This is a genomic window from Flavobacterium sp. LS1R10, from assembly GCF_003968825.1.
GTDB lineage: Bacteria > Bacteroidota > Bacteroidia > Flavobacteriales > Flavobacteriaceae > Flavobacterium.
In genome coordinates this window covers 379,498-400,055 of sequence record NZ_RYDH01000002.1, presented here as the reverse complement: position 1 = coordinate 400,055, position 20,558 = coordinate 379,498, and the positions used below count along the sequence as shown (strand labels likewise).

The following is a 20,558-nucleotide window of genomic DNA, read 5'->3' as shown; positions in this document are numbered from 1 at the left end:
GTATTCGTTTAAGCAATTTATCATTTAACCAGTTAGACAATCTGCTGGTTCGATTTAATAAAATCAGTCACCAGATAGCCTATCAGTTTACCTATTAAATGATTGTTTTTTTCTTCGCCTAAATCCGGTGCGCCTTCACAAATGTGTAAATAGGCAGCATTTTTATTTTTGGCAAAATAGTATATAAATTGCCTAAGTTGCTCCACAGAGTATCCACTCATAGTCATGGCACTGCAGGCAATATTAGGAATCGCATCCAAGTCGATCTCTATTCCAAAAAAATCATCATTTATAAATTCCGAAGCGAGCGCCATTTCCTGATCAAAGTTTTTTTCTCTTCTAATACTTACACTATCATAGGTGTTAAAACGAACTCGATCCTCTATTTTCTTAATGATATCCAACACACTTTTTGAAGTGTAGTTTTCATGTAGTCCAAAAATAAAATATTTTTTCAAAAAACCTTCTTCATAAGCATACGAAAAACCATTGCCACTGTGACGTCCTTCTATAATCCTAAAATCAGAATGCGCATCAAAATTGATTGCATTAATAGGTTTGCCTTTGGCGAGTGCAGTTCCTTTTATATTTCCGTATGAATTATTGTGTCCGCCACCAATGATTATTGGAGTTTTACCTGATTTTATAATGTTAAAAATGATATGAGAGACATCTTTGTCTATTTTTTCAACTAATTGGCTTAACTTAAAACGATCATCAATATCATTAAAATCAAGGTGTTCTACTTCCTGCATTTTCTCACTTACGTCTAATTGCCCTAAAACAATTAACTGACTTCCTTTACAAAAACGATTGTGCTGAATATTAGCGATACTTTTTATGGCACTGTCCCAAGCTGAAGCCGCCCCGGGTCGGCCAAAATTAGCTCTTATTCCAATGTCTTCGGGAATACCAAATAATACATATTTAGCCTCACAGGTTGTTAGAAAATCAATTGAATCAACATCTTTTGGGATGGTTATCATTTTTTCTCCAAACTTTATCTCGCCACTTCTGTGGTTCGTAATTTTTGCAAGATCATGAATTGTAAAGCGTATAATTTTTTCCATTAAAAAAAATATTTTTTCCCAAAAATAATATAAATGTATCAACTTGCGTTATTCATTAGTTATATATTGTTAAATTTGTAAAAATTAAATTAATTAAAAGATGGAAAATCAAAAAAGCAGTTCAAGTCTTAAGGCGGTTATAGCAGTGTTGGCTATTTTATTAGTGGGGAGTTTGGTTTACATTTTTAAAATGACTTCCGACGCAGATACCGTTAAAACAGAATTGAAAACTACATTGACCGAAAAAGAATCGGTTATGAAAGATTTGCAGGAATTAAAATCAACGTATGATGCCGCAATTGCTGAAAACACATCCATGTCTGATGAGTTAATTCAAGAAAGAGATAAAGTAGTAAACTTGATGAATGATTTGAGTAAGTCCAAAGGGGATGTAGCTTCATTATCTAAATACAGAACTCAATTCAATGCTTTGCAGGGAAATATGAAAGTTTTAATGGCTGAAAATGAAGGGTTGAAAAAAGAAAACACAACCTTAACTACACAACGAGACAGTACTGTAGTGGTCTTGGGAGAATCTAAAAAATACAACGAAGTATTAGTTGGACAAAACGAAGAATTATCTAAAGCGGTTGAAAAAGGATCTAAATTAACGGTTTTAAATACTAGAGGAACAGCTTTTAAATTAAGAAGTTCTGGAAAACAAATTGAAACAGACAAAGCAAGTAGAGCCGATGTTTTAAGAGTTAATTTTACGATTGCTGAAAATCAAATTGCTATGTCCGGTGACAAAATGTATTACGTACAAGTAATTGACAGCAAAAATAATGTATTAGGAGACAAGAAAACGGAAAATTTTGGTGAAAATACGTTAACATACAGTTTTGCAACTAATGTGAAATATGAAAACAAAACCATTCTAGTTTCTGAGGATTTAAAAGGGAAAGATTTTGCTAAAGGAACGTATTTTATCAATATTTTTAATAAAGATGTTTTAGTTTCAAAAACAAGTTTTGTGTTGAGATAATCAAAAATTGAAATAATTAGGAAAGAGGAACGTGCTGTTCCTCTTTTTTTATGAAATAATTTCACCTTCAATCAGTACTGTTTCAATTAGAGTACTGCCAAAAGCGTATGGAAGCTGGTAATAGGATGTAATGGGTTTTGTAATAATTAGATTTGCTTTTTTGCCAATAGTAATGCTTCCATGAGTTTCAGAAATTCCCATGGCGTAAGCTCCATTTATTGTGGCAGCATTGATGGCTTCTTCGGGAGTCATTTTCATTTTGATGCATGCCGTTGCTACAACAAAATTCATATTTCCTGAAGGAGTAGAGCCCGGATTGTAATCCGTTGCAAGGGCAATAGGAAGTCCTGCTGCTATCATTGCTCGTGCGGGAGTGTAGGGAATGCTTAAAAAATATGAGCAAGAAGGCAATGCAACAGGCATTGTGTCGGTATTTTTCAACGCTTTGATATCTTCCGGTTTCATAACCTCTAAATGATCTACTGATAACGCGTTGTATTCAATTCCTGCTTGAATTCCGCCAATTGAGTTGAACTGATTAACGTGAATTTTTGGCTTTAAGCCAAATTTAATTCCGGCTTCCATAATTTTTCGGGTTTCTTCAACAGTAAAATAACCCGCTTCACAAAACACATCGATGAAATCTGCCAGTTTGTTTTTGGCAATTTCAGGAAGCATATTGTTGATAATTAAATCGATATAACCTTGATGGTTTGTTGCATATTCCAATGGAAAAGCGTGAGCACCCAGAAAAGTTGCTTTTATAGTAATGGGATAATTTTTTGATAGCCGCTGAACCACTCGAAGCATTTTCAATTCTCCATCCAGCGTCAAGCCATATCCTGATTTGATTTCTACAGCTCCGGTTCCCAGTTGCATGACTTCCTCCAGACGCACCTTTGATTGGTTATAAATTTCATCTTCGGGAGTTTCGTTGAGTTTTGTAGCTGAATTTAAAATTCCACCACCACAATTGGCGATTTCTTCATACGTCAAGCCATTAATCCGATCTACAAATTCCTGTTCTCTATTTCCCGCATACACAATGTGCGTGTGACTGTCACACCATGAAGGTAAAACTATTTTGCCAGTGGCATCAATTATTTTGTCAGCATGTAATTCCGGCAAATTAACCATTGATCCAAAATCAGCAATCAGGTTGTCTCTAATGACCAAAAAGGCATTTTTGATGGTGGGAAGAATTGCCATTTCAGCACCGGAAACTTTAGCAATAGCAGTTTCCCTAATCTGGAGTAATTCTTTGATATTGATAAGTAGCGTTGTCATTTTATATAAAATTATTCAGAAACTTTGATTTCAAACATTTTATCCCAGTTTTTTCCGGTCACAAAAATGGTTTTGGTTTTTGGGTTGTAGGCAATTCCGTTTAGGACATCTGTATCAGGTAATTGGGTAATTTTTTTCTTCAAATCAGCAAGATTGATAATTGCTTCAACGGCTCCATTTTTAGGATTGATGACTGCAATGGCATCTTTCTGGTACACATTTCCATAAATTTTACCATCAATCCATTCGAGTTCATTGATTGCTTTTATTTTTGTTTCAAAGGAATATACGTTCAAGTAATCTACTTCTTTGAATGTGATTGGATCAATGATCCAAATTTTTTCGGTTCCGTCTGATTGGTATAAATAAGTTCCGTCATTTGTCAATCCCCAACCTTCAATTGATTTGAAATAGGGGAACGTTTTTTCTTTTTTGAAAGTATCAGCATTATACACATATCCTTCATTGTTTTGCCAGGTCAGTTGGTATACTTTGTTGTTGAGAATCGTAATTCCTTCCCCAAAATAATTGTCAGCCAGTTCTACTTTTTTATATACTTCTCCAGTTTTATAGTTTGTTTTTCTTAAACTCGAAATTCCTTTTATTCCAGAACTGTTTCCAGAACCGTTTCCAGTTCCTTCATACAGCGTGTCACGGTAAAACTCTAATCCTTGCGTGTAGGCTTGAATGTCGTGCGGATAGGTATTTACAATGGTATATTTTAATAGTTTTGGTTGAATGCCCGAAACTAATTCTACTCTTCCAGTAGCCTCAGCGGTTTGTCCTTCATAATAAACAAGAGCTTTCAGGTCTTGGTTTCCTAATTTTTGATCTTTTAATTCCAATGATAGTTTATCAAGACCTTTCTTAGAAGCAATTTTTTTATCATTGACGTAGTAAATAATGCTATCTACTTTTTTTGAATTGGGATTCAAAACCGCTAAAGAAAGGACTTCTTGTGGGGTATATAATGCTGAAAATTTAGAATTATCAAAGGTAAATAAAGTGTTTTCGCCTTTTTTTTCCTCGTTGCAACTTGCTAAAGTGATTGCTAATAAAATGATAGATAGGAAGTTATAATTTTTCATTGTTTGAATTTTTGATACCCCAATATAACGTTATTTTTTAATGATTAAAGCTCTTGTAAAAATATAAAAAGATTGTATATTTGCACCGGCAAGTCCTACACGACCAGCTCCTGCAGACTCCCCCAGGATGGGAACATAGCAAGGGTACGTGGTTGAGCGGTGCGATGTAGGTCGCTTGCCATTTTTTTAATCTGAATTTATTTCAGATTCTTTTCTAAATTCACACAAATAAGTAGTCTTCCTTCGGGAGGATTTTTTTATTTTTGGACCTTTCGTACAATAAACATCAATAATCATGAATAAAGTAGTTTTAATAACAGGCGGTTCTTCAGGAATAGGGAAATCTATTGGCGAATTTTTACACCATAAAGGTTTTGTTGTGTACGGAACTAGCAGAAATCCGGAACGAATTTTAAATTCGGTTTTTCCTCTAATTGCTTTAGATGTTCGGGATTCGGATTCGATTCATGCGGCTGTAGCCAAAGTGATTGCGACCTCCGGAAGGCTTGATGTTGTCATTAACAATGCTGGTGTTGGGATTACGGGACCATTGGAAGAAATTCCGATGCATGAAATTAAGAATAATTTTGAGACTAATCTTTTTGGCCCAATTGAGGTAATGAAAGCAGTGTTGCCACAAATGCGTACACAACAATCAGGATTAATCATCAACGTGACTTCTATTGCGGGATATATGGGTTTGCCGTATCGAAGTGTTTATTCTGCTTCAAAGGGTGCCCTTGAACTCATCACTGAAGCGTTGCGAATGGAAGTGAAATCCTTTGGTATTCATATTACGAATGTGGCACCGGGAGATTTTGCGACAAATATTGCTTCGGGACGTTTTCATGCTCCGGTGCTAAAGGGTTCCGCTTACGAAACTCCGTACGGAAACACCTTGAAAACGATGGATGAACATGTGGACAGCGGCAGTAATCCAAATGAAATGGCCGAAGCGGTCTATCAGATTATCCAAACTCCAGAACCTAAAATTCATTATAAAGTGGGCGTTTTTATGCAAAAAATTTCAATTGTTTTGAAAAGAATTTTACCAGATAAAGTATATGAAAAAATGCTGATGAGCCATTATAATTTGTAAGTTCAATTTCCTACTTAAAAATCTAAAATAACACTAAACCCCAATAAAATTAATGCTTAACAAAGTATTGGTTTTATTGGGGTTTTTTAATTATAGCTCTGTCTAAACTTCATCATCAATATTTATATCTGTAAAAGTGGTTTGCATGATGCGAAAGTTATAAAAATAGCCAGACAATAATCTTATAAATGAAAGAAGCATTTTTAATTTATAAAAAATTACTTTTTAGCAAAGTTGAATAAATGTTTCAGATTAAGTTGAAATGCACCATTAAAACTAATTAATCATTAAATCATATTAATTTTATTACTACTTTTACAGGCGTGAAATGGATGAACCTCATACTATCAATATATCTAATAGCACTTTCATTTTTGCCTTGTGCTGATTTGGAAGTAAATAATCTTGCATATACAACAAAGGAACTTTCCTCCTTTAACCAAAGCCATTCTCACAATAAAGAAAAAGATTCATGTTCTCCTTTTTGCATTTGTAATTGTTGTGGAGCACAGATATCAAGTTATTTTCCAACCACCACTTTTAATTTACCTACAGTTTCAGCGATTATTAAATTACCATTACCAACCTACAAATCTATTTTAACTTCCAATTTCTTTGGAAGTATTTGGCAACCGCCGCAAATAGTATAATGAAGCCCGTCCCGACACTTCGGGATTTGGGATAGAGAGTTGTGGGTTTTCCACAGTATTCAAAGGACAATTTATTGTCCGCATTTCTCATTCATTATAATATAAAAATGTTAGATAAAATCATACAATTTAGTATAAAGAACAAGTTCATTATACTTTTACTTACCCTTGTACTCATAGCTTGGGGTAGTTATTCCCTTAAAAATTTACCACTAGATGCCTTACCTGATGTAACTAATAATCAGGTCCAAATCATTACTACCGCTCCTACATTAGCCAGTCAGGAAGTAGAACAATTAATTACCTATCCTTTAGAACAATCCGTAAAAACAATCCCAAAAGTAATCGAGCTTCGTAGTATTTCTCGTTTTGGACTTTCGGTAGTTACAGTTGTTTTTAAAGACGATGTAGATATTTATTGGGCAAGAGAACAAATTTTTCAACGCCTCCAAGAAGCCAAAGAAAATATTCCTGCTTATGCGGGAACACCAAGTTTAGCTCCTGTAACAACTGGTCTTGGCGAAATATATCAATACGATGTCTATGCCAAAAAAGGATATGAAGATAAATATGATGCCGTCCAATTAAGAACCATTCAGGACTGGATTATTATACCACAATTACAAGGAATTGAGGGTGTTGCAGAAATTAGTACTTGGGGAGGAAAACTAAAACAATACGAAGTTGCTGTTGATCCAAATAAACTCAATAGTTTAGGAGTAACCATAACCGATATATTTGATGCCTTAGAGAAAAATAATCAAAATACCGGAGGAGCCTACATAGAAAAAGACCAATATGCTTACTTTATTCGTGGTGTTGGGATGGCAAAAGGAATTAAAGATTTGGAAAATGTGGTGGTTGATAATAAAAATGGTTCGCCAATTTTAGTTCGAAATGTAGCCGAAGTCCGAGAGGGAATATCATTACGATACGGTGCTGCTACAAAAGACGGAAAAGGCGAAATCGTTTGTGGTCTAGCTTTAATGCTCAAAGGTGAAAACTCAAGTGCTGTTGTGAATCGGATTAATGAAAAAATGATCCAAATCAACAAAACATTACCTGAAGGGGTTGTCGCCGAAGCTTTTATCGACAGAGGAAAATTAGTCGATAGTGCCATAGGAACAGTCTCTAAAAATTTACTCGAAGGAGCCTTAATCGTTATTTTTGTACTGATTTTATTTCTTGGAAATCTTCGTGCCGGATTAATTGTTGCTTCGGTAATTCCGTTAGCAATGCTTTTTGCAGTGATACTGATGAATTATTTTGGCGTAAGCGGAAACCTGATGAGTTTGGGTGCCATCGATTTTGGAATTATTGTTGACGGTGCGGTAATCATTGTCGAAGCAACGATGCATCATTTACAAAAACTCAATAGGCAAAAGACGTTAACGCAATCAGAAATGGATAGCGAAGTTTTTAAATCGGCATCCAAGATTAGAAATAGTGCTGCTTTTGGGGAGATAATCATCTTAATTGTATACCTGCCCATTTTAGCATTAGTAGGAACCGAGGGAAAAATGTTCCGACCAATGGCAATGACAGTAGGATTTGCCGTCATTGGAGCATTTATTTTGTCATTGACTTATGTTCCTATGATGAGTGCATTGTTTTTATCAAAAAACACAGAACACAAGCCTAATTTTAGTGATCGAATGATGGCTTGGTTCGAAAAAATATACACTCCATTCTTAGAAAGTGCTTTGCGCTTTAAGAAAGCGGTATTGGCTTTTACCATAACAATTTTTGTTTTTGCCATCATCGTTTTTCAAAATATGGGAGGCGAATTTATTCCAACCATCGAAGAAGGCGATTTAGCCATTAATGCTACTATTATGACTGGAAGTTCGCTTTCGCAAATGGTAAAAACAACTACAGAATACGAAAAAATCCTAAAAGCAAAATTTCCGGAAATAAAAACTATAGTAACCAAAATTGGTTCTGGTGAAATCCCAACTGATCCGATGCCTATTGAAAGTGGCGATTTAATTATTGTACTTAAAGACAAAAGCGATTGGACTGGTGATTATGACAATTGGGAAGATTTAGCCAATGCTATGAAAGAAGAAATGGAAGCCATCCCAGGAGCTAATATCGAAATTTCGCAACCTATCCAAATGCGTTTCAACGAATTAATGACAGGAAGCAGAAGCGATATTGCTATCAAGATTTTTGGAGATGATTTAGATGTTTTAGATTCAAAAGCAACAGAATTAATTTCAAAAGTAAACAGCATAGAAGGCATTGGCGATTTAAAGGCCGATAAAGTAACGGGGCTACCTCAAATAACGATAAAATATGATTATAATAAAATTGCCTTGTATGGTTTAAATATAACAGAAATAAACCAAATTATTCGTTCCTCTTTTGCTGGTGAAAGTGCTGGTAAAATTTACGAAGACAGTAAGCGATTTGACGTCGTTGTTCGAATGGATGCTGCCAATAGATCAGACATTACTGATGTAAGCAATTTATTTATTCCATTACCAAACGGGCAACAAGTGCCACTTTCACAAGTTGCAAATGTGGCTTTCGAACAAGGCCCAGTGCAAGTTTCTCGTGAAAATGGAAAACGTAGAATTACTGTTGGTTTGAACGTTCGCGGTCGCGATATTAAAAGTGTAGTAGAAGAAATTCAAGCAAAACTGGATAAAGATTTTAAACTTCCCGCAGGTTATTATGTTACTTATGGTGGTCAATTTGAAAACTTGATTGAAGCAACAAAAAGACTATCAGTAGCTTTGCCTATTGCTCTGGGATTAATTTTAGTATTGTTATTTTTTACCTTCAATAGTATGAAACAAGCAGCATTGATTTTTACAGCTATTCCGTTATCAGCCATTGGAGGCGTATTTGCTTTGTGGTTGCGAGGCATGCCATTTAGTATTTCAGCAGGAATTGGCTTTATTGCTTTGTTTGGTATCGCAGTTTTAAACGGGATTGTATTGATTTCTTATTTCAATCAACTCAAAGCCGAAGGAATAACCAACCCATTACAACGGGTTCTAATAGGAACAAAAACAAGATTACGCCCCGTTTTAATGACTGCTGCTGTTGCATCATTAGGATTTTTGCCAATGGCATTATCAACCAGTGGTGGTGCCGAAGTCCAAAAACCATTAGCAACAGTTGTTATTGGTGGATTATTCTCGGCAACATTATTAACGCTAATCGTTTTGCCCATTTTATATTTACTCTTTGAAAAAGGAATTAGAAGAAGAAAAAAAATGACAACACCAATAGTTACAATGATTGCTTTATTGATAAGTAGTTTTACGTTTGGGCAAAATATTCAAACAATTTCGTTAGAAAAAGCAATAGAAATAGCAAAAACCAATAACATTGATTTGAAAATTGCTACTAAAGAAATTGAAAAACAAATTGTTCTCAAGAAGACCGCTTTTCAGATAGATCCATTGCAACTACAGTATCAAGGAGGGCAATTCAATAGTGTCGATTACGACCACAATGTTTCAGTGCAACAATACTTTCCCATCGGTAGAATTACAAAAGCCAACAGACAATTGCAAGAAGAATTGGTAAAACTTGCCGAAAAGCGAAAAGCACTATCTGAATATGAAATTGAAAAAGCAGTTACCATAGCGTATTATCAGTATTTGTATGGCATTTCTATTCAAAAACTAAATATGGATTTGTTAGGAATTTATTCCAAATTCCTTAAAAACGCGGAACTTCGTTTTGAAACTGGCGAAAGCGGAAATATCGAAGTCATTAGTGCCAAAGCAAAATCTAAAGAAATTGAAACGCAAAAAGTACAACTCGAATATGACTTGGCAATTTATCAAAAACAATTGCAATTTTTCATTCAAACCGAGGAGAATATTGTACCTGATACTGCTACAGCTATGAAGTTTGTAATGCTAACGAATGCTAACAAATCAAAAGTGGAAACGTTAGTAACCGATTATTACACGCAACAAATTTCGGTGTATCAAAAAGAAGCTAATACCTTCAAAGCATTGCGTACACCAAAGTTAGGATTGGGTTATTTTGCCCAAACAATTGATACAAAATCATTATTTCAAGGATTTACTGCTGGATTGCAAATTCCTTTATTTAGTGGGGTCAATACCGCTAGAGCAAAAGCATCGGAAATTAGTATTGCACAATCTCAATTGGAATTGGATAAAAATAAATTGACTTTAAAATTGCAAATGCAAGAATTAAAAAACGATTTCGATAAGCAAAATAAAGCTTTAGTATATTACCAAAATGAAGGATTGCAATATGCGGAACAAATCATTACAACGGTTCAAAAAAGTTATGCTAATGGTGATATGAGTTATTGGTCCTACATCAGTTTTTTAAACCAAGCCATTGATATTAAAAAGCAAAATGCCGAAGCCACAAATGCTTACAATCAAAGTGCTATTCAATTGCAATTCCCATCCATTTCTAACAAATAAAATTTCTAAAAATGAAAAATATATTTATAAAATCAAATCATAAACTAGGTTCTTTCTTCAACCTCTCTATTCTATTTTTTATCCTCTTTGTTCTATTTTCTTGTGGCGAAAAGAAAACCGAAGAAGCTGGTCACGAAGAAGAAAAATCAGAAAACGAAGTAGCATTAACCGCTGCACAATTTAAAACTGTTGGCGTTGAAACAGGGACAATAGAAAATCGAAACTTGAATTTAGTAATCAAAGCCAATGGGTACACTACAGTTCCACCACAAAACATGGCAAACATTTCTACCTTAATTGGGGGAACGGTTAAAGATATTTTTGTATTAGAAGGTACTTTTGTAAACAAAGGAAAAGTATTGGCAACCATTCAAAACTTGGATGTTGTCGAAATGCAGGAAGATTATAGCTCGGCTGTTGCCAATATTGAATATTTACAATTAGAATTCAATCGCCAAAAAAAACTAAGCGACGAAAATGTAAATCCGAGAAAAGTATTCCAAGAAGTAAAAGCAAAATTAGCGGTTGAAAGAGCCAGAGCACAAGCCGCCAAAAACAAATTGCAAGCATTAAATATGAGTACCAATGGTGCTAGTTTAGTACCAATTGTTTCTCCAATTTCAGGTTATGTTGGAAAAATCAGCATCGCAAAAGGCGCCTTTGCAGAAACGGGAGCACTTCTTTTTGAAGTGGTTGATAACAGCCAGATGCACTTGGACTTAAATGTGTATGAAAAAGATTTAGGTTCAATTTCAGTAGGTCAGGAAGTAGATTTTGTTTTAACCAACCAATCGAATAAATCGATTAAAGGAAAAATATTTGGTATTAATAAATCGTTTTCTAATGAAAGTAAAACGGTAGCGGTTCACGCCAAAATTAATACCGAAGATGCCAAAGGCTTAATTTCCGGAATGTATGTTTCTGCAAACATTAATATTACTAATGCTACCGTTCCAGCTTTGCCAAAAGACGCCGTTGTAAAAAACGGAGATACATATTTTGTTTATGTGCAACAAGTACATCAGGATAAAGTAACTGGTAAAAAAGCGGAAGCCCACTTACATAAAGAAGGCGAAGCACATTCTGAGGAGACCGGTGGAGAAGAAGAAGGACATAATGAAGTCCTTTTCAAAGCATTAGAAGTTATACCAGGAACAACAGATTTAGGGTACACTGAAGTTAAATTTGTTGAAAAAATTCCTGCTGATGCTAAAATTGTCGTAAAAGGAGCATTCTATCTGCTTTCTGCGATGAAAGGTGGCGGATCACACGATCATTAAAAAGTCAATTTTAAACTATAATACGATCAAAATAAAAAAACCTTACAGATAGACTGCCCCAAAAAAGTTATACACTATTTGGAGGCAGTTTATAAAAGGAAACACTTAAGCTATCGTAGTAATTATAAAGGCTAATTCATAATCAAAAAAAAATATGCTGTTAAATAGAAAAATATCAATTTTTACTTTTATTAGAGAAATTAAGTATGATATTATCACCATTGTGACCTATGCAGTTGTAGTAGGTATTGTAGATCAATACTCCTTTCTGTCTAAAATATCAATCCCTACTAATATGACAGCAATAATAGCAACTGTCTTAGCTGTATTATTAGCCTTCAGAACAGCGCAGGCTTATGAAAGGTGGTGGGAAGCAAGAATAGTTTGGGGTGCTATAGTTAATGATTCTAGAACATTGATAAGACAATTTATACAGTTTGTTCCAAAAAAGCATTCCAATAATAAAACAATTGAATTATTTGCACATCGGCAAATAATTTGGTGCTACGCCTTGGGTGAATCTTTACGAGGATTGCCTTTTTCAAATAAAGTGCAACAATATATTAATGAGCAAAACATTACAGACAAAAATGTTCCAAACGCAATTCTGAACAAACATAGTGTCGCATTGTCTCAACTTGATATAAGTGAATTTAAGCAAGTTCACATTGACAGTACTTTAAGCCGTTTGTGCGATGCTATGGGAAAATGCGAACGTATTAAAAATACAGTATTTCCAAAATCTTACAGCTTGTTAATCCATTTATTGATTTATGTATTTGCTACGTTACTGCCTTTTGGATTAGATGATAAGTACATAATTGAAGAAATTTTTTTAACTACATTGATACCCTTAATATTCATCACTATAGAGCGTACAGCTATAATATTGCAAGACCCTTTTGAAAATTCCCCTTCAGATACACCAATGACAAACCTTGCTATGACTATTGAGATTAATCTTAAAGAAATGATAAACGATACAAATTTACCAATACAAGAAAAGACAACCTCATTTTACTTAATGTAATACTAATATAAAATGATAGATGCAGATATAAAATTTGAACTGATAATGGTAGCCAAAATACTTATGGTTGCAATACTTGGTTGTATAATCGGTTACCAGCGAGAACGCAAGAACAAAAACACAGGGATACGTACTTTTGGCGCAGTAAGTGCCGGTGGTGCTCTGTTTGCCGTTGTCGGAATGCATTTTCAGAAACTGATGATTCATCAAGGATTATTGCTAATATCATTACAGGGGAAAGGTTTTCTGGGTGCAGGTATTATTTGTAATAAACAGCAAAGTAACGAATCCAATGGACTCACCACTGCTGCGAATGTATGAGCAGTTTCTGCAATTGGTGTAGCCGCTGCTTTGGGATTTTACGTAATATCCGTCGCCACTACGGCCTTGCTGTACTTCATGTTGTCGCTTAACCAATTCGGTTTTTACAGAAATTGGCAAAACAGGATTCAGAACGATAAAGACCCAAAGCAAGACTAATATTGATAATAATTGTAAAATAAAATTTCTATCATGAAACACAAACATAAATACGATGCAAACGGCAAACAGCTTTGTTGCACGCTGGAAGAAAAAATAAACAACAAAACCGACAAACAAACGGGATGTTGTACCGTTGACTATAAATCCGAACATGCTGATGATGACGGTCACGACCATGACTCTTCAGGCGGCCATGAAAGTACTTTTAAAATGTTTTTGCCCGCAATTATTTCTTTCATTTTACTCCTTGTGGCTATTGGTTTTGACAATTATTTTACGCAAACATGGTTTACAGGTTGGGTTCGGATAATTTGGTATGGAGTTGCCTATGTTCCTGTAGGCTTTCCCGTTTTAAAAGAAGCATTCGAAAGTATTCGCAAAGGAGAAGTGTTTTCGGAATTTTTATTGATGAGCATTGCTACCATTGGTGCATTTGCAATTCGTGAATATCCAGAAGGTGTTGCAGTAATGCTTTTCTATGCCGTTGGTGAAGTGTTTCAAACCTTGGCTGTTCAAAGAGCAAAAACAAACATTAAATTATTATTAGACCAAAGACCTGATGAAGCAACAGTAATGAATGGAGAAAATGCGACTATAAAAAAAGCATCCACAATCACCATTGGAGAAATCATTCAATTAAAACCAGGAGAAAAGCTAGCATTAGACGGAAAACTACTTTCTGATACGGCCTCGTTCAACACCGCAGCGCTAACAGGAGAAAGCAAACCAGACACTAAACAAAAAGACGATACCGTTCTTGCCGGAATGATTAATTTGAATACGGTAGTTCTGATTGTAGTAACAACTGCCTACACCGATAGTAAATTATCTAAAATTTTAGAAATGGTGCAGGAAGCAACAGCCAAAAAAGCCCCTACGGAATTATTTATCAGGAAATTTGCCAAAATATATACTCCAGCAGTAGTGTTTCTTGCCATCGGGATTTGTTTGCTTCCAATACTATTTGTAGAAAACTACATTTTCAGTGATTGGTTGTACAGAGCCTTAATTTTCTTGGTTATCTCCTGCCCATGCGCATTGGTTATTTCTATTCCATTAGGCTATTTCGGTGGCATTGGTGCAGCAAGCAAAAACGGAATTTTGTTTAAAGGATCTAATTTTCTAGATCTAATGGCATCCATTGAAGTAGTGGTTATGGACAAAACAGGGACACTGACCAAAGGGGTTTTCAAAGTACAAAAAGTGGTTGCTGTAGATATTTCCGAAGCCGACTTAGTAAAATTTACAGCCGCGCTCGAAACTAAATCGACCCATCCAGTTGGAACAGCTATAATCGAATACGCAAAAGGTTCAGAAAAAGATGCTATCGTTACTGACGTAGAAGAAATTGCAGGACATGGACTTAAAGGAAAAGTGGACGGAAAGGAAATCTTGGCAGGAAATGTAAAGCTGATGAAAAAATTTAACATCAGTTATGATGTCGAAATCGATACGATACCTTTCACGATTATCGTTATTGCAATCAATCAAAAATATACAGGGTATTTTTTAATTGCTGATGAAATTAAAGAAGATGCCATAGAAGCAATTCAGAGTTTACATAAAATAAACGTGAAAACCGTAATGCTTTCGGGCGATAAACAAGCCGTTGTAGATGCAGTGGCAAAAGAATTAAACATAGACCAAGCATATGGCGATTTATTACCGGAAAACAAGGTAGAAAAAGTAGAGGAATTAAAATTGCAAAACCTAAAAATTGCATTCGTTGGTGATGGTGTAAACGATGCGCCAGTAGTTGCCCTTGCCGATGCCGGTATTGCAATGGGCGGCTTAGGAAGTGATGCAACAATTGAGACTGCCGACATTGTTATTCAAAATGACCAGCCTTTAAAGATTTTCACAGCAATAAACATTGGCAAAAAAACAAAACAAATTGTTTATCAAAACATTGGTTTGGCATTTTCAGTAAAAGCTATTGTTTTAGTTTTGGGTGCGGGTGGTTTAGCTACAATGTGGGAAGCCGTTTTTGCAGATGTTGGGGTGGCTTTATTGGCAATTATAAATGCGGTTAGAATCCAAAGAATGAAGTTTTAGAGTGGGTTGGATGCTATATGGTCTTTAATACTAGGAGAAACTTGACAATATTTTTTTTTATTATTGGAACTTTTTTTGTAAATATTTAGTCTTATATTTGCATTTTATAACATTTTACACGTTAGAAGGTGTTATGTTTTAATGATTAAATGTCCACACCAAAATTATAAAAACGTGGTAATACTTGTTATCAAAAGGAAAATGACAAAATAGACAGATTATAAGTTGTAATTTTGCACCGAATTTATTAGCGTGAGGGATTACAGTGAAAATCCTTTTATTTTTTCTTTAAAAAATAAAAGATTGAAGCGGAAAGCCCGACCCTTGGGTCACGCCCAAAGAATTAAAACACACAATTAAATTATATAATATGAAATTTTTTATTGACACGGCTAATTTAGCTCAGATTAAGGAAGCACAGGCATTAGGCGTTTTGGATGGTGTTACCACTAATCCAACATTAATGGCAAAAGAAGGAATTGTAGGAAAAAACAGCATTTTAAAGCATTATGTTGACATTTGTAATCTTGTTGATGGTGATGTTAGTGCCGAAGTAAATGCGTTGGATTATGACGGGATGATTAAAGAAGGAGAAGAATTAGCGGATTTACACGAGCAAATCGTGGTGAAAGTTCCTATGACTAAAGAAGGGGTTATGGCTGCTAAATACTTTTCGGATAAAGGAATTAAAACGAATGTAACATTAGTATTCTCGGCTGGACAGGCTTTATTGGCTGCAAAAGCGGGAGCTACTTACGTTTCTCCTTTTATTGGTCGTTTAGACGATGTATCTACAGACGGTTTGGCTTTGATTGAAGAAATCAGATTGATTTATGATAATTATGGCTACGAAACTCAAATTCTGGCTGCTTCAGTACGTCACACGATGCACATTGTAAACTGTGCAAAAATTGGTGCTGATGTAATGACCGGACCATTATCTGCTATATACGGCTTATTGAAACACCCATTGACGGATATTGGATTGGCGCAGTTTGTGGCTGATTTCGAGAAAGGAAATAAATAAAAAATGCTCGGTGAGCCATTTTGAGTCTCAGCGAATTGAATAAAAAAATCCCATTTCATGTTTGAAATGGGATTTTTTTATTGGTTTGGTTTCAATATGGTTTGGTATTATATTTTTGATTAGTGTCCGCCACCAACTTCTACTTCTTTTCCGATTCCTTGTTTTTCCAAAATTCCAATTACTTTCCATCCGTAGAATGCGATGAATGCGAAACATAAAACAGGAATGAAGTAAGAAGCATGAATTCCTATAATATCTGCTAGTTTTCCTTGTAATGGCGGGATAATACCACCACCCAAAATCATCATCACCAAGAAGGCTGAACCTTGGGAGGTATATTTTCCTAAACCTGCAATTGCTAATGAGAAAATTGAAGGCCACATGATACTTAAGAATAATCCACCGCTCATGAAAGCAAAAATAGCGATTGTACCCGTAGTGAATAAACCAATAAGCATGGCTGTCATTCCCATTAAACCAAAAATCATTAAGGTTCTAGACGGTTGATCTTTTCCTAAAAAGAAACCAGCGATTTGGAACAAAATTACAAATGCATAAGCATATAAAGGTGTTACATCTTGTCCGGAAATAGCGTTAGCGGCTAATACGACTCCAAAAGCTATGTAAGGAACTACGATAAGTAAAATTTTCTTTAGTTGAGATGACGGGTTGAAAACTGTAATGGCTCCTGCCCAACGCCCAATCATTAAGCTTCCCCAATACATAGACATATAGGGCGCTAAAGCAGGTCCAGCTATTGAACCAAAATCAGTAGTCACCAATAATTCACCAAGGTTACTTCCTATAGTTACTTCGACACCTACGTAAGCGAAAAGGGCTAACATTCCCAAAACTAATTGTGGGTATTTCATGGCTCCCCATCCTTCAGGATTTTTTTGTGCTGTTGTATTGGCGAAAAATAATCCAATAACAACTACCAAAAGTGTAGAAACCGTTAAGGCTAATCCTAAGTAATCTTTTTCTTTGTTCTCGATAAAACGAGTAATAAATTCAGCATCTTCATAACGAGAAAAGATATAAGCAAAAATGGCAACCAAAATTACAGTGATTGCAATTAGCGTTTTCATTGCTTTATTCGCCGTTTCAAAAGTAGAATCACTTTTTCCAGCCGGTAACTTTTTAGAAAAATGGAATAAGGCTGCTGCCAATAAAAAGAGTCCTCCAACAAATACATAAAGGATTCTCATAGAATCTAATGAATCTGGTTTTTGAGCAAATTCTTCGATATTAACTCCTGCAATAACACCAAACAAGGCGATAGAAACCACTATCGGTCCTATTGTGGTACCCAATGAGTTAATCCCTCCGGCAAGATTTAGTCTGCTTGATGCTGAATGTGGTTCACCCAGTGAAGCAGCAAACGGCTGTGCCGATGTTTGTTGCAGTGAGAAACCAAGAGCTACAATGAATAATGCACCAAGAATAAACAAATAACTTCCTTGTGTTACCGCTAAAATCATAAGCAGAGCTCCAAACGTACTTATCAATAATCCGTAAATAATTCCTTTTTTGAATCCCCAACCGTTTAAAATATCTTTTTTGGCGATACTGCTAAAAATAAAAAGCAATAAAGCTCCGATATAATAAGCCCCATAAAAAGCAAAATCGATAAGTTGACTTTGAAATTGGTCTAAGCCAAATTTAGCTTTGCAAAATGGAATAAAAATTCCGTTTGATGCTCCAATAAAACCCCAAAAGAAAAATACGGTTATGAGCGTGTAAAGCGCGGAATTGTTAGACTTTGTTTGTTCTGAATTCATAAGTATACATTGGTTAATGATTAAAACTAAATACTTTTATAGCTGTAAGACCGTAAATATATTTGTTAAGTAAATTAAAAAAAAATAATTTAGACTAAATATTGTTATAATTATTGAATCACCACGTTTTATTAAAAAATGATGCTTTTTTTTTAACCTTTTTGCTAATTCTAAAACGACGGTAACTTTGAAATTGGGATTAAATGTACTTTATCTATAGAAATAGTTTAAGATTTTCATAATCTCCATTTTTTTGGATACTCGAAGCAATCTGATTTATGGTATTTTTTATTTTCCTTACTCTTTTAAAAAAAACTATCTTTATAATTCAGTATGAAAAACACGATATGAAAAGTGATTTAAGAAGAAAAAAAGATATCAGTTATAAAAGTGCCGGTAAATTCGAAGAAACTAGATTTGAAAAAATTCATAATGAAATTTTCAAAAACTCAACAGAAGCCTCTGTAATTGTAGCGCAGGAAATTGCTGAATTGATTAAATCAAAAGAAAAGCAAAATAAATCTTGTGTTCTTGGTTTGGCTACTGGCTCTTCACCTATTAAAGTGTATGAAGAACTAGTTAGAATGTATAGAGAAGAAGGACTTAGTTTTAGCAATGTAGTCACTTTTAATCTGGATGAATATTATCCGATGACAAAAGAAAATAACCAAAGCTATCATTATTTCATGCACCAGCATCTTTTTAATCATATCGATATTAAGCCTGAAAACATACATATCCCAGATGGAACGATAGCTATTGAAGAACTGAATCAATACTGTATTGATTATGAAATGAATATTAAAAATGCTGGCGGACTTGATTTTCAATTATTAGGAATTGGTCGTACGGGTCACGTTGGGTTCAATGAACCAGGATCCCATATCAACTCGGGCACTCGCATAATTACTTTGGATCACATTACAAGAGTCGATGCCTCATCTGATTTTAATGGGATTGACAATGTTCCTAAAAGAGCAATTACCATGGGAGTTTCTACGATTCTAAGATCTAAAAGAATTGTATTAATGGCCTGGGGCCAAAACAAAGCAGATATAATAAAAAGAACAATTCAAGGCGATATTAGCTCTGAAGTTCCTGCGACATTTTTGCAAAATCATGCTAATGCTACGTTCGTTTTAGATCAATTGGCAGCTTCAGAATTAACCCGTTTCAAAACACCGTGGTTAGTGGGCGAATGTATTTGGACTCAAGAGTTAAAAAGCAAAGCAATTGTTTGGCTGTGTCAAAGTACCAATCAATCTATTTTGAAATTGACCGACAGAGATTACAATAATAATGGAATGTCTGATCTTTTAGCATTAGAAGGTTCAGCTTACGACTTGAATATAAACATGTTCAATGTGTTGCAGCACACCATAACCGGATGGCCAGGAGGTAAACCTAATACTGATGATTCCCATAGACCGGAAAGGGCTAATCCTGATAAGAAAAGAGTGATTCTTTTTAGTCCGCATCCAGATGATGACGTGATTTCCATGGGAGGAACTTTTTCTAAATTAATAAAACAAGGACATGATGTTCATGTAGTGTATCAAACTTCAGGAAACATCGCTGTTACAGATGACGAAGCCTTAAAATTTGCTGAGGTTTGTACTGATTTCATTGGAGATGCTAAAACTAAAATTGATTTTCAATCCGTTATTGATTTCCTGAGGAACAAGTCAGAAAATCAAATAGATTCTCTTGAAGTTCGGAAACTTAAAGCACTTATCAGACGCAGAGAATCGTATGCAGCCGTTCGATACATTGGGTTAAATGAATCGAATATCCATTTTCTGGATATGCCTTTTTATGAGACGGGACTAATAAAGAAAAACCCAATCCACGCGGATGACATTGCTATTGTAAAAGCGATTATCGAAAAAATAAAACCGCATCAGGTTTTTGCCGCTGGTGATCTTGCGGATCCGCACGGAACGCATGAAGTTTGTCTTAATGCTGTTTTTACTGCTATGGCAGCGTTGAAACCACAATCGTTTATGAATGATTGCTGGCTGTGGTTATATCGTGGTGCTTGGCATGAATGGGAAATTCATGAAATAGACATGGCAGTACCATTAAGTCCAGAAGAAGTAATGCTAAAAAGACACGCAATTTTATACCATCAATCGCAAAAAGACCGCGTGATGTTTCAAGGTAATGATTCCAGAGAATTTTGGGTGCGTGCCGAAGACCGCAATAAACATACAGCAAAATTATATGATGATTTAGGACTGGCAGAATATGAAGCCATCGAAGCTTTTAAACGTTTTGACTATTAAAAACATATTGA

General features: G+C 35.0%; 14 protein-coding genes and 1 other RNA gene. 11 read left to right on the top strand and 4 right to left on the bottom strand.

Translation table 11 applies throughout. The features are described 5' to 3' along the window. Window positions 1-32: 32 nt before the first annotated feature. Window positions 33-1,070, bottom strand: coding sequence for a formimidoylglutamase (locus EKL96_RS06880; RefSeq protein WP_126459968.1), 1,038 nt, complete (start codon window positions 1,068-1,070; stop codon window positions 33-35). Between the two features lie 100 nt (window positions 1,071-1,170). Between EKL96_RS06880 and EKL96_RS06875 the strand changes: the two genes are divergently transcribed. Further along, window positions 1,171-2,055, top strand: coding sequence for a hypothetical protein (locus EKL96_RS06875; RefSeq protein ID WP_126453393.1), 885 nt, complete (start codon window positions 1,171-1,173; stop codon window positions 2,053-2,055). Between the two features lie 48 nt (window positions 2,056-2,103). Here the strand turns inward: EKL96_RS06875 and hutI are convergent, their stop codons facing one another. Both hutI and EKL96_RS06865 read right to left on the bottom strand, forming a co-directional pair. Then, window positions 2,104-3,342, bottom strand: coding sequence for an imidazolonepropionase (gene hutI, locus EKL96_RS06870; RefSeq protein WP_126459965.1), 1,239 nt, complete (start codon window positions 3,340-3,342; stop codon window positions 2,104-2,106). An 11-nt stretch (window positions 3,343-3,353) separates the two neighbouring features. Continuing rightward, a complete protein-coding gene (locus tag EKL96_RS06865) occupies window positions 3,354-4,430 on the bottom strand; it encodes a glutaminyl-peptide cyclotransferase (protein ID WP_126459962.1) in 1,077 nt (358 codons plus the stop codon). An 86-nt stretch (window positions 4,431-4,516) separates the two neighbouring features. Between EKL96_RS06865 and ffs the strand changes: the two genes are divergently transcribed. The 9 genes from ffs (at window position 4,517) to fsa (ending at window position 16,481) form a co-directional block, all read left to right on the top strand. Then, an RNA gene (ffs, locus tag EKL96_RS06860) (signal recognition particle sRNA small type) lies at window positions 4,517-4,614 on the top strand. A 111-nt stretch (window positions 4,615-4,725) separates the two neighbouring features. Beyond that, window positions 4,726-5,529, top strand: coding sequence for an SDR family oxidoreductase (locus tag EKL96_RS06855; RefSeq protein ID WP_126459959.1), 804 nt, complete (start codon window positions 4,726-4,728; stop codon window positions 5,527-5,529). A 332-nt stretch (window positions 5,530-5,861) separates the two neighbouring features. Beyond that, window positions 5,862-6,179, top strand: coding sequence for a DUF6660 family protein (locus tag EKL96_RS14625; protein WP_317125138.1), 318 nt, complete (start codon window positions 5,862-5,864; stop codon window positions 6,177-6,179). Between the two features lie 107 nt (window positions 6,180-6,286). Further along, on the top strand, window positions 6,287-10,606 hold the full coding sequence (locus EKL96_RS06845) for a CusA/CzcA family heavy metal efflux RND transporter (protein ID WP_126459953.1): 4,320 nt from the start codon (window positions 6,287-6,289) through the stop codon (window positions 10,604-10,606). An 11-nt stretch (window positions 10,607-10,617) separates the two neighbouring features. Beyond that, the gene (locus EKL96_RS06840; protein ID WP_126459950.1) at window positions 10,618-11,886 is read left to right on the top strand and encodes an efflux RND transporter periplasmic adaptor subunit; all 1,269 of its coding nucleotides are present in this window, start codon (window positions 10,618-10,620) and stop codon (window positions 11,884-11,886) included. Between the two features lie 154 nt (window positions 11,887-12,040). After that, the gene (locus EKL96_RS06835; RefSeq protein WP_126459946.1) at window positions 12,041-12,916 is read left to right on the top strand and encodes a bestrophin family protein; all 876 of its coding nucleotides are present in this window, start codon (window positions 12,041-12,043) and stop codon (window positions 12,914-12,916) included. A gap of 63 nt (window positions 12,917-12,979) precedes the next feature. Beyond that, window positions 12,980-13,237 (top strand): MgtC/SapB family protein, encoded by a 258-nt coding sequence (locus EKL96_RS06830; RefSeq protein ID WP_158615218.1) that lies wholly within the window; start codon window positions 12,980-12,982, stop codon window positions 13,235-13,237. A gap of 192 nt (window positions 13,238-13,429) precedes the next feature. Next, window positions 13,430-15,454: a heavy metal translocating P-type ATPase gene (locus tag EKL96_RS06825; protein WP_126459939.1), complete on the top strand. Its 2,025-nt coding sequence runs from the start codon at window positions 13,430-13,432 to the stop codon at window positions 15,452-15,454. A 370-nt stretch (window positions 15,455-15,824) separates the two neighbouring features. Then, entirely contained in the window at window positions 15,825-16,481 is a 657-nt protein-coding gene (gene fsa / locus EKL96_RS06820; protein WP_126459936.1) for a fructose-6-phosphate aldolase, read from the top strand. Between the two features lie 119 nt (window positions 16,482-16,600). Here the strand turns inward: fsa and EKL96_RS06815 are convergent, their stop codons facing one another. After that, complete coding sequence (locus EKL96_RS06815) at window positions 16,601-18,262, bottom strand: MFS transporter (protein WP_126459933.1); 1,662 nt, start codon at window positions 18,260-18,262, stop codon at window positions 16,601-16,603. Window positions 18,263-18,609: 347 nt separating this feature from the next. On the opposite strand from EKL96_RS06815, the gene nagB reads away from it, so the two are divergent. After that, window positions 18,610-20,547, top strand: a complete 1,938-nt coding sequence (gene nagB / locus EKL96_RS06810; RefSeq protein WP_126459930.1) for a glucosamine-6-phosphate deaminase — start codon at window positions 18,610-18,612, stop codon at window positions 20,545-20,547. Window positions 20,548-20,558: the final 11 nt, after the last annotated feature.

Bases quoted from the DNA above. Each gene is read 5' to 3' on its own strand.
- EKL96_RS06880 (WP_126459968.1), bottom strand. From the start codon at position 1,070: ATGGAAAAAATTATACGCTTTACAATTCATGATCTTGCAAAAATTACG.
- EKL96_RS06875 (WP_126453393.1), top strand. From the start codon at position 1,171: ATGGAAAATCAAAAAAGCAGTTCAAGTCTTAAGGCGGTTATAGCAGTG.
- hutI (WP_126459965.1), bottom strand. From the start codon at position 3,342: ATGACAACGCTACTTATCAATATCAAAGAATTACTCCAGATTAGGGAA.
- EKL96_RS06865 (WP_126459962.1), bottom strand. From the start codon at position 4,430: ATGAAAAATTATAACTTCCTATCTATCATTTTATTAGCAATCACTTTA.
- EKL96_RS06855 (WP_126459959.1), top strand. From the start codon at position 4,726: ATGAATAAAGTAGTTTTAATAACAGGCGGTTCTTCAGGAATAGGGAAA.
- EKL96_RS14625 (WP_317125138.1), top strand. From the start codon at position 5,862: ATGAACCTCATACTATCAATATATCTAATAGCACTTTCATTTTTGCCT.
- EKL96_RS06845 (WP_126459953.1), top strand. From the start codon at position 6,287: ATGTTAGATAAAATCATACAATTTAGTATAAAGAACAAGTTCATTATA.
- EKL96_RS06840 (WP_126459950.1), top strand. From the start codon at position 10,618: ATGAAAAATATATTTATAAAATCAAATCATAAACTAGGTTCTTTCTTC.
- EKL96_RS06835 (WP_126459946.1), top strand. From the start codon at position 12,041: ATGCTGTTAAATAGAAAAATATCAATTTTTACTTTTATTAGAGAAATT.
- EKL96_RS06830 (WP_158615218.1), top strand. From the start codon at position 12,980: ATGGTTGCAATACTTGGTTGTATAATCGGTTACCAGCGAGAACGCAAG.
- EKL96_RS06825 (WP_126459939.1), top strand. From the start codon at position 13,430: ATGAAACACAAACATAAATACGATGCAAACGGCAAACAGCTTTGTTGC.
- fsa (WP_126459936.1), top strand. From the start codon at position 15,825: ATGAAATTTTTTATTGACACGGCTAATTTAGCTCAGATTAAGGAAGCA.
- EKL96_RS06815 (WP_126459933.1), bottom strand. From the start codon at position 18,262: ATGAATTCAGAACAAACAAAGTCTAACAATTCCGCGCTTTACACGCTC.
- nagB (WP_126459930.1), top strand. From the start codon at position 18,610: ATGAAAAGTGATTTAAGAAGAAAAAAAGATATCAGTTATAAAAGTGCC.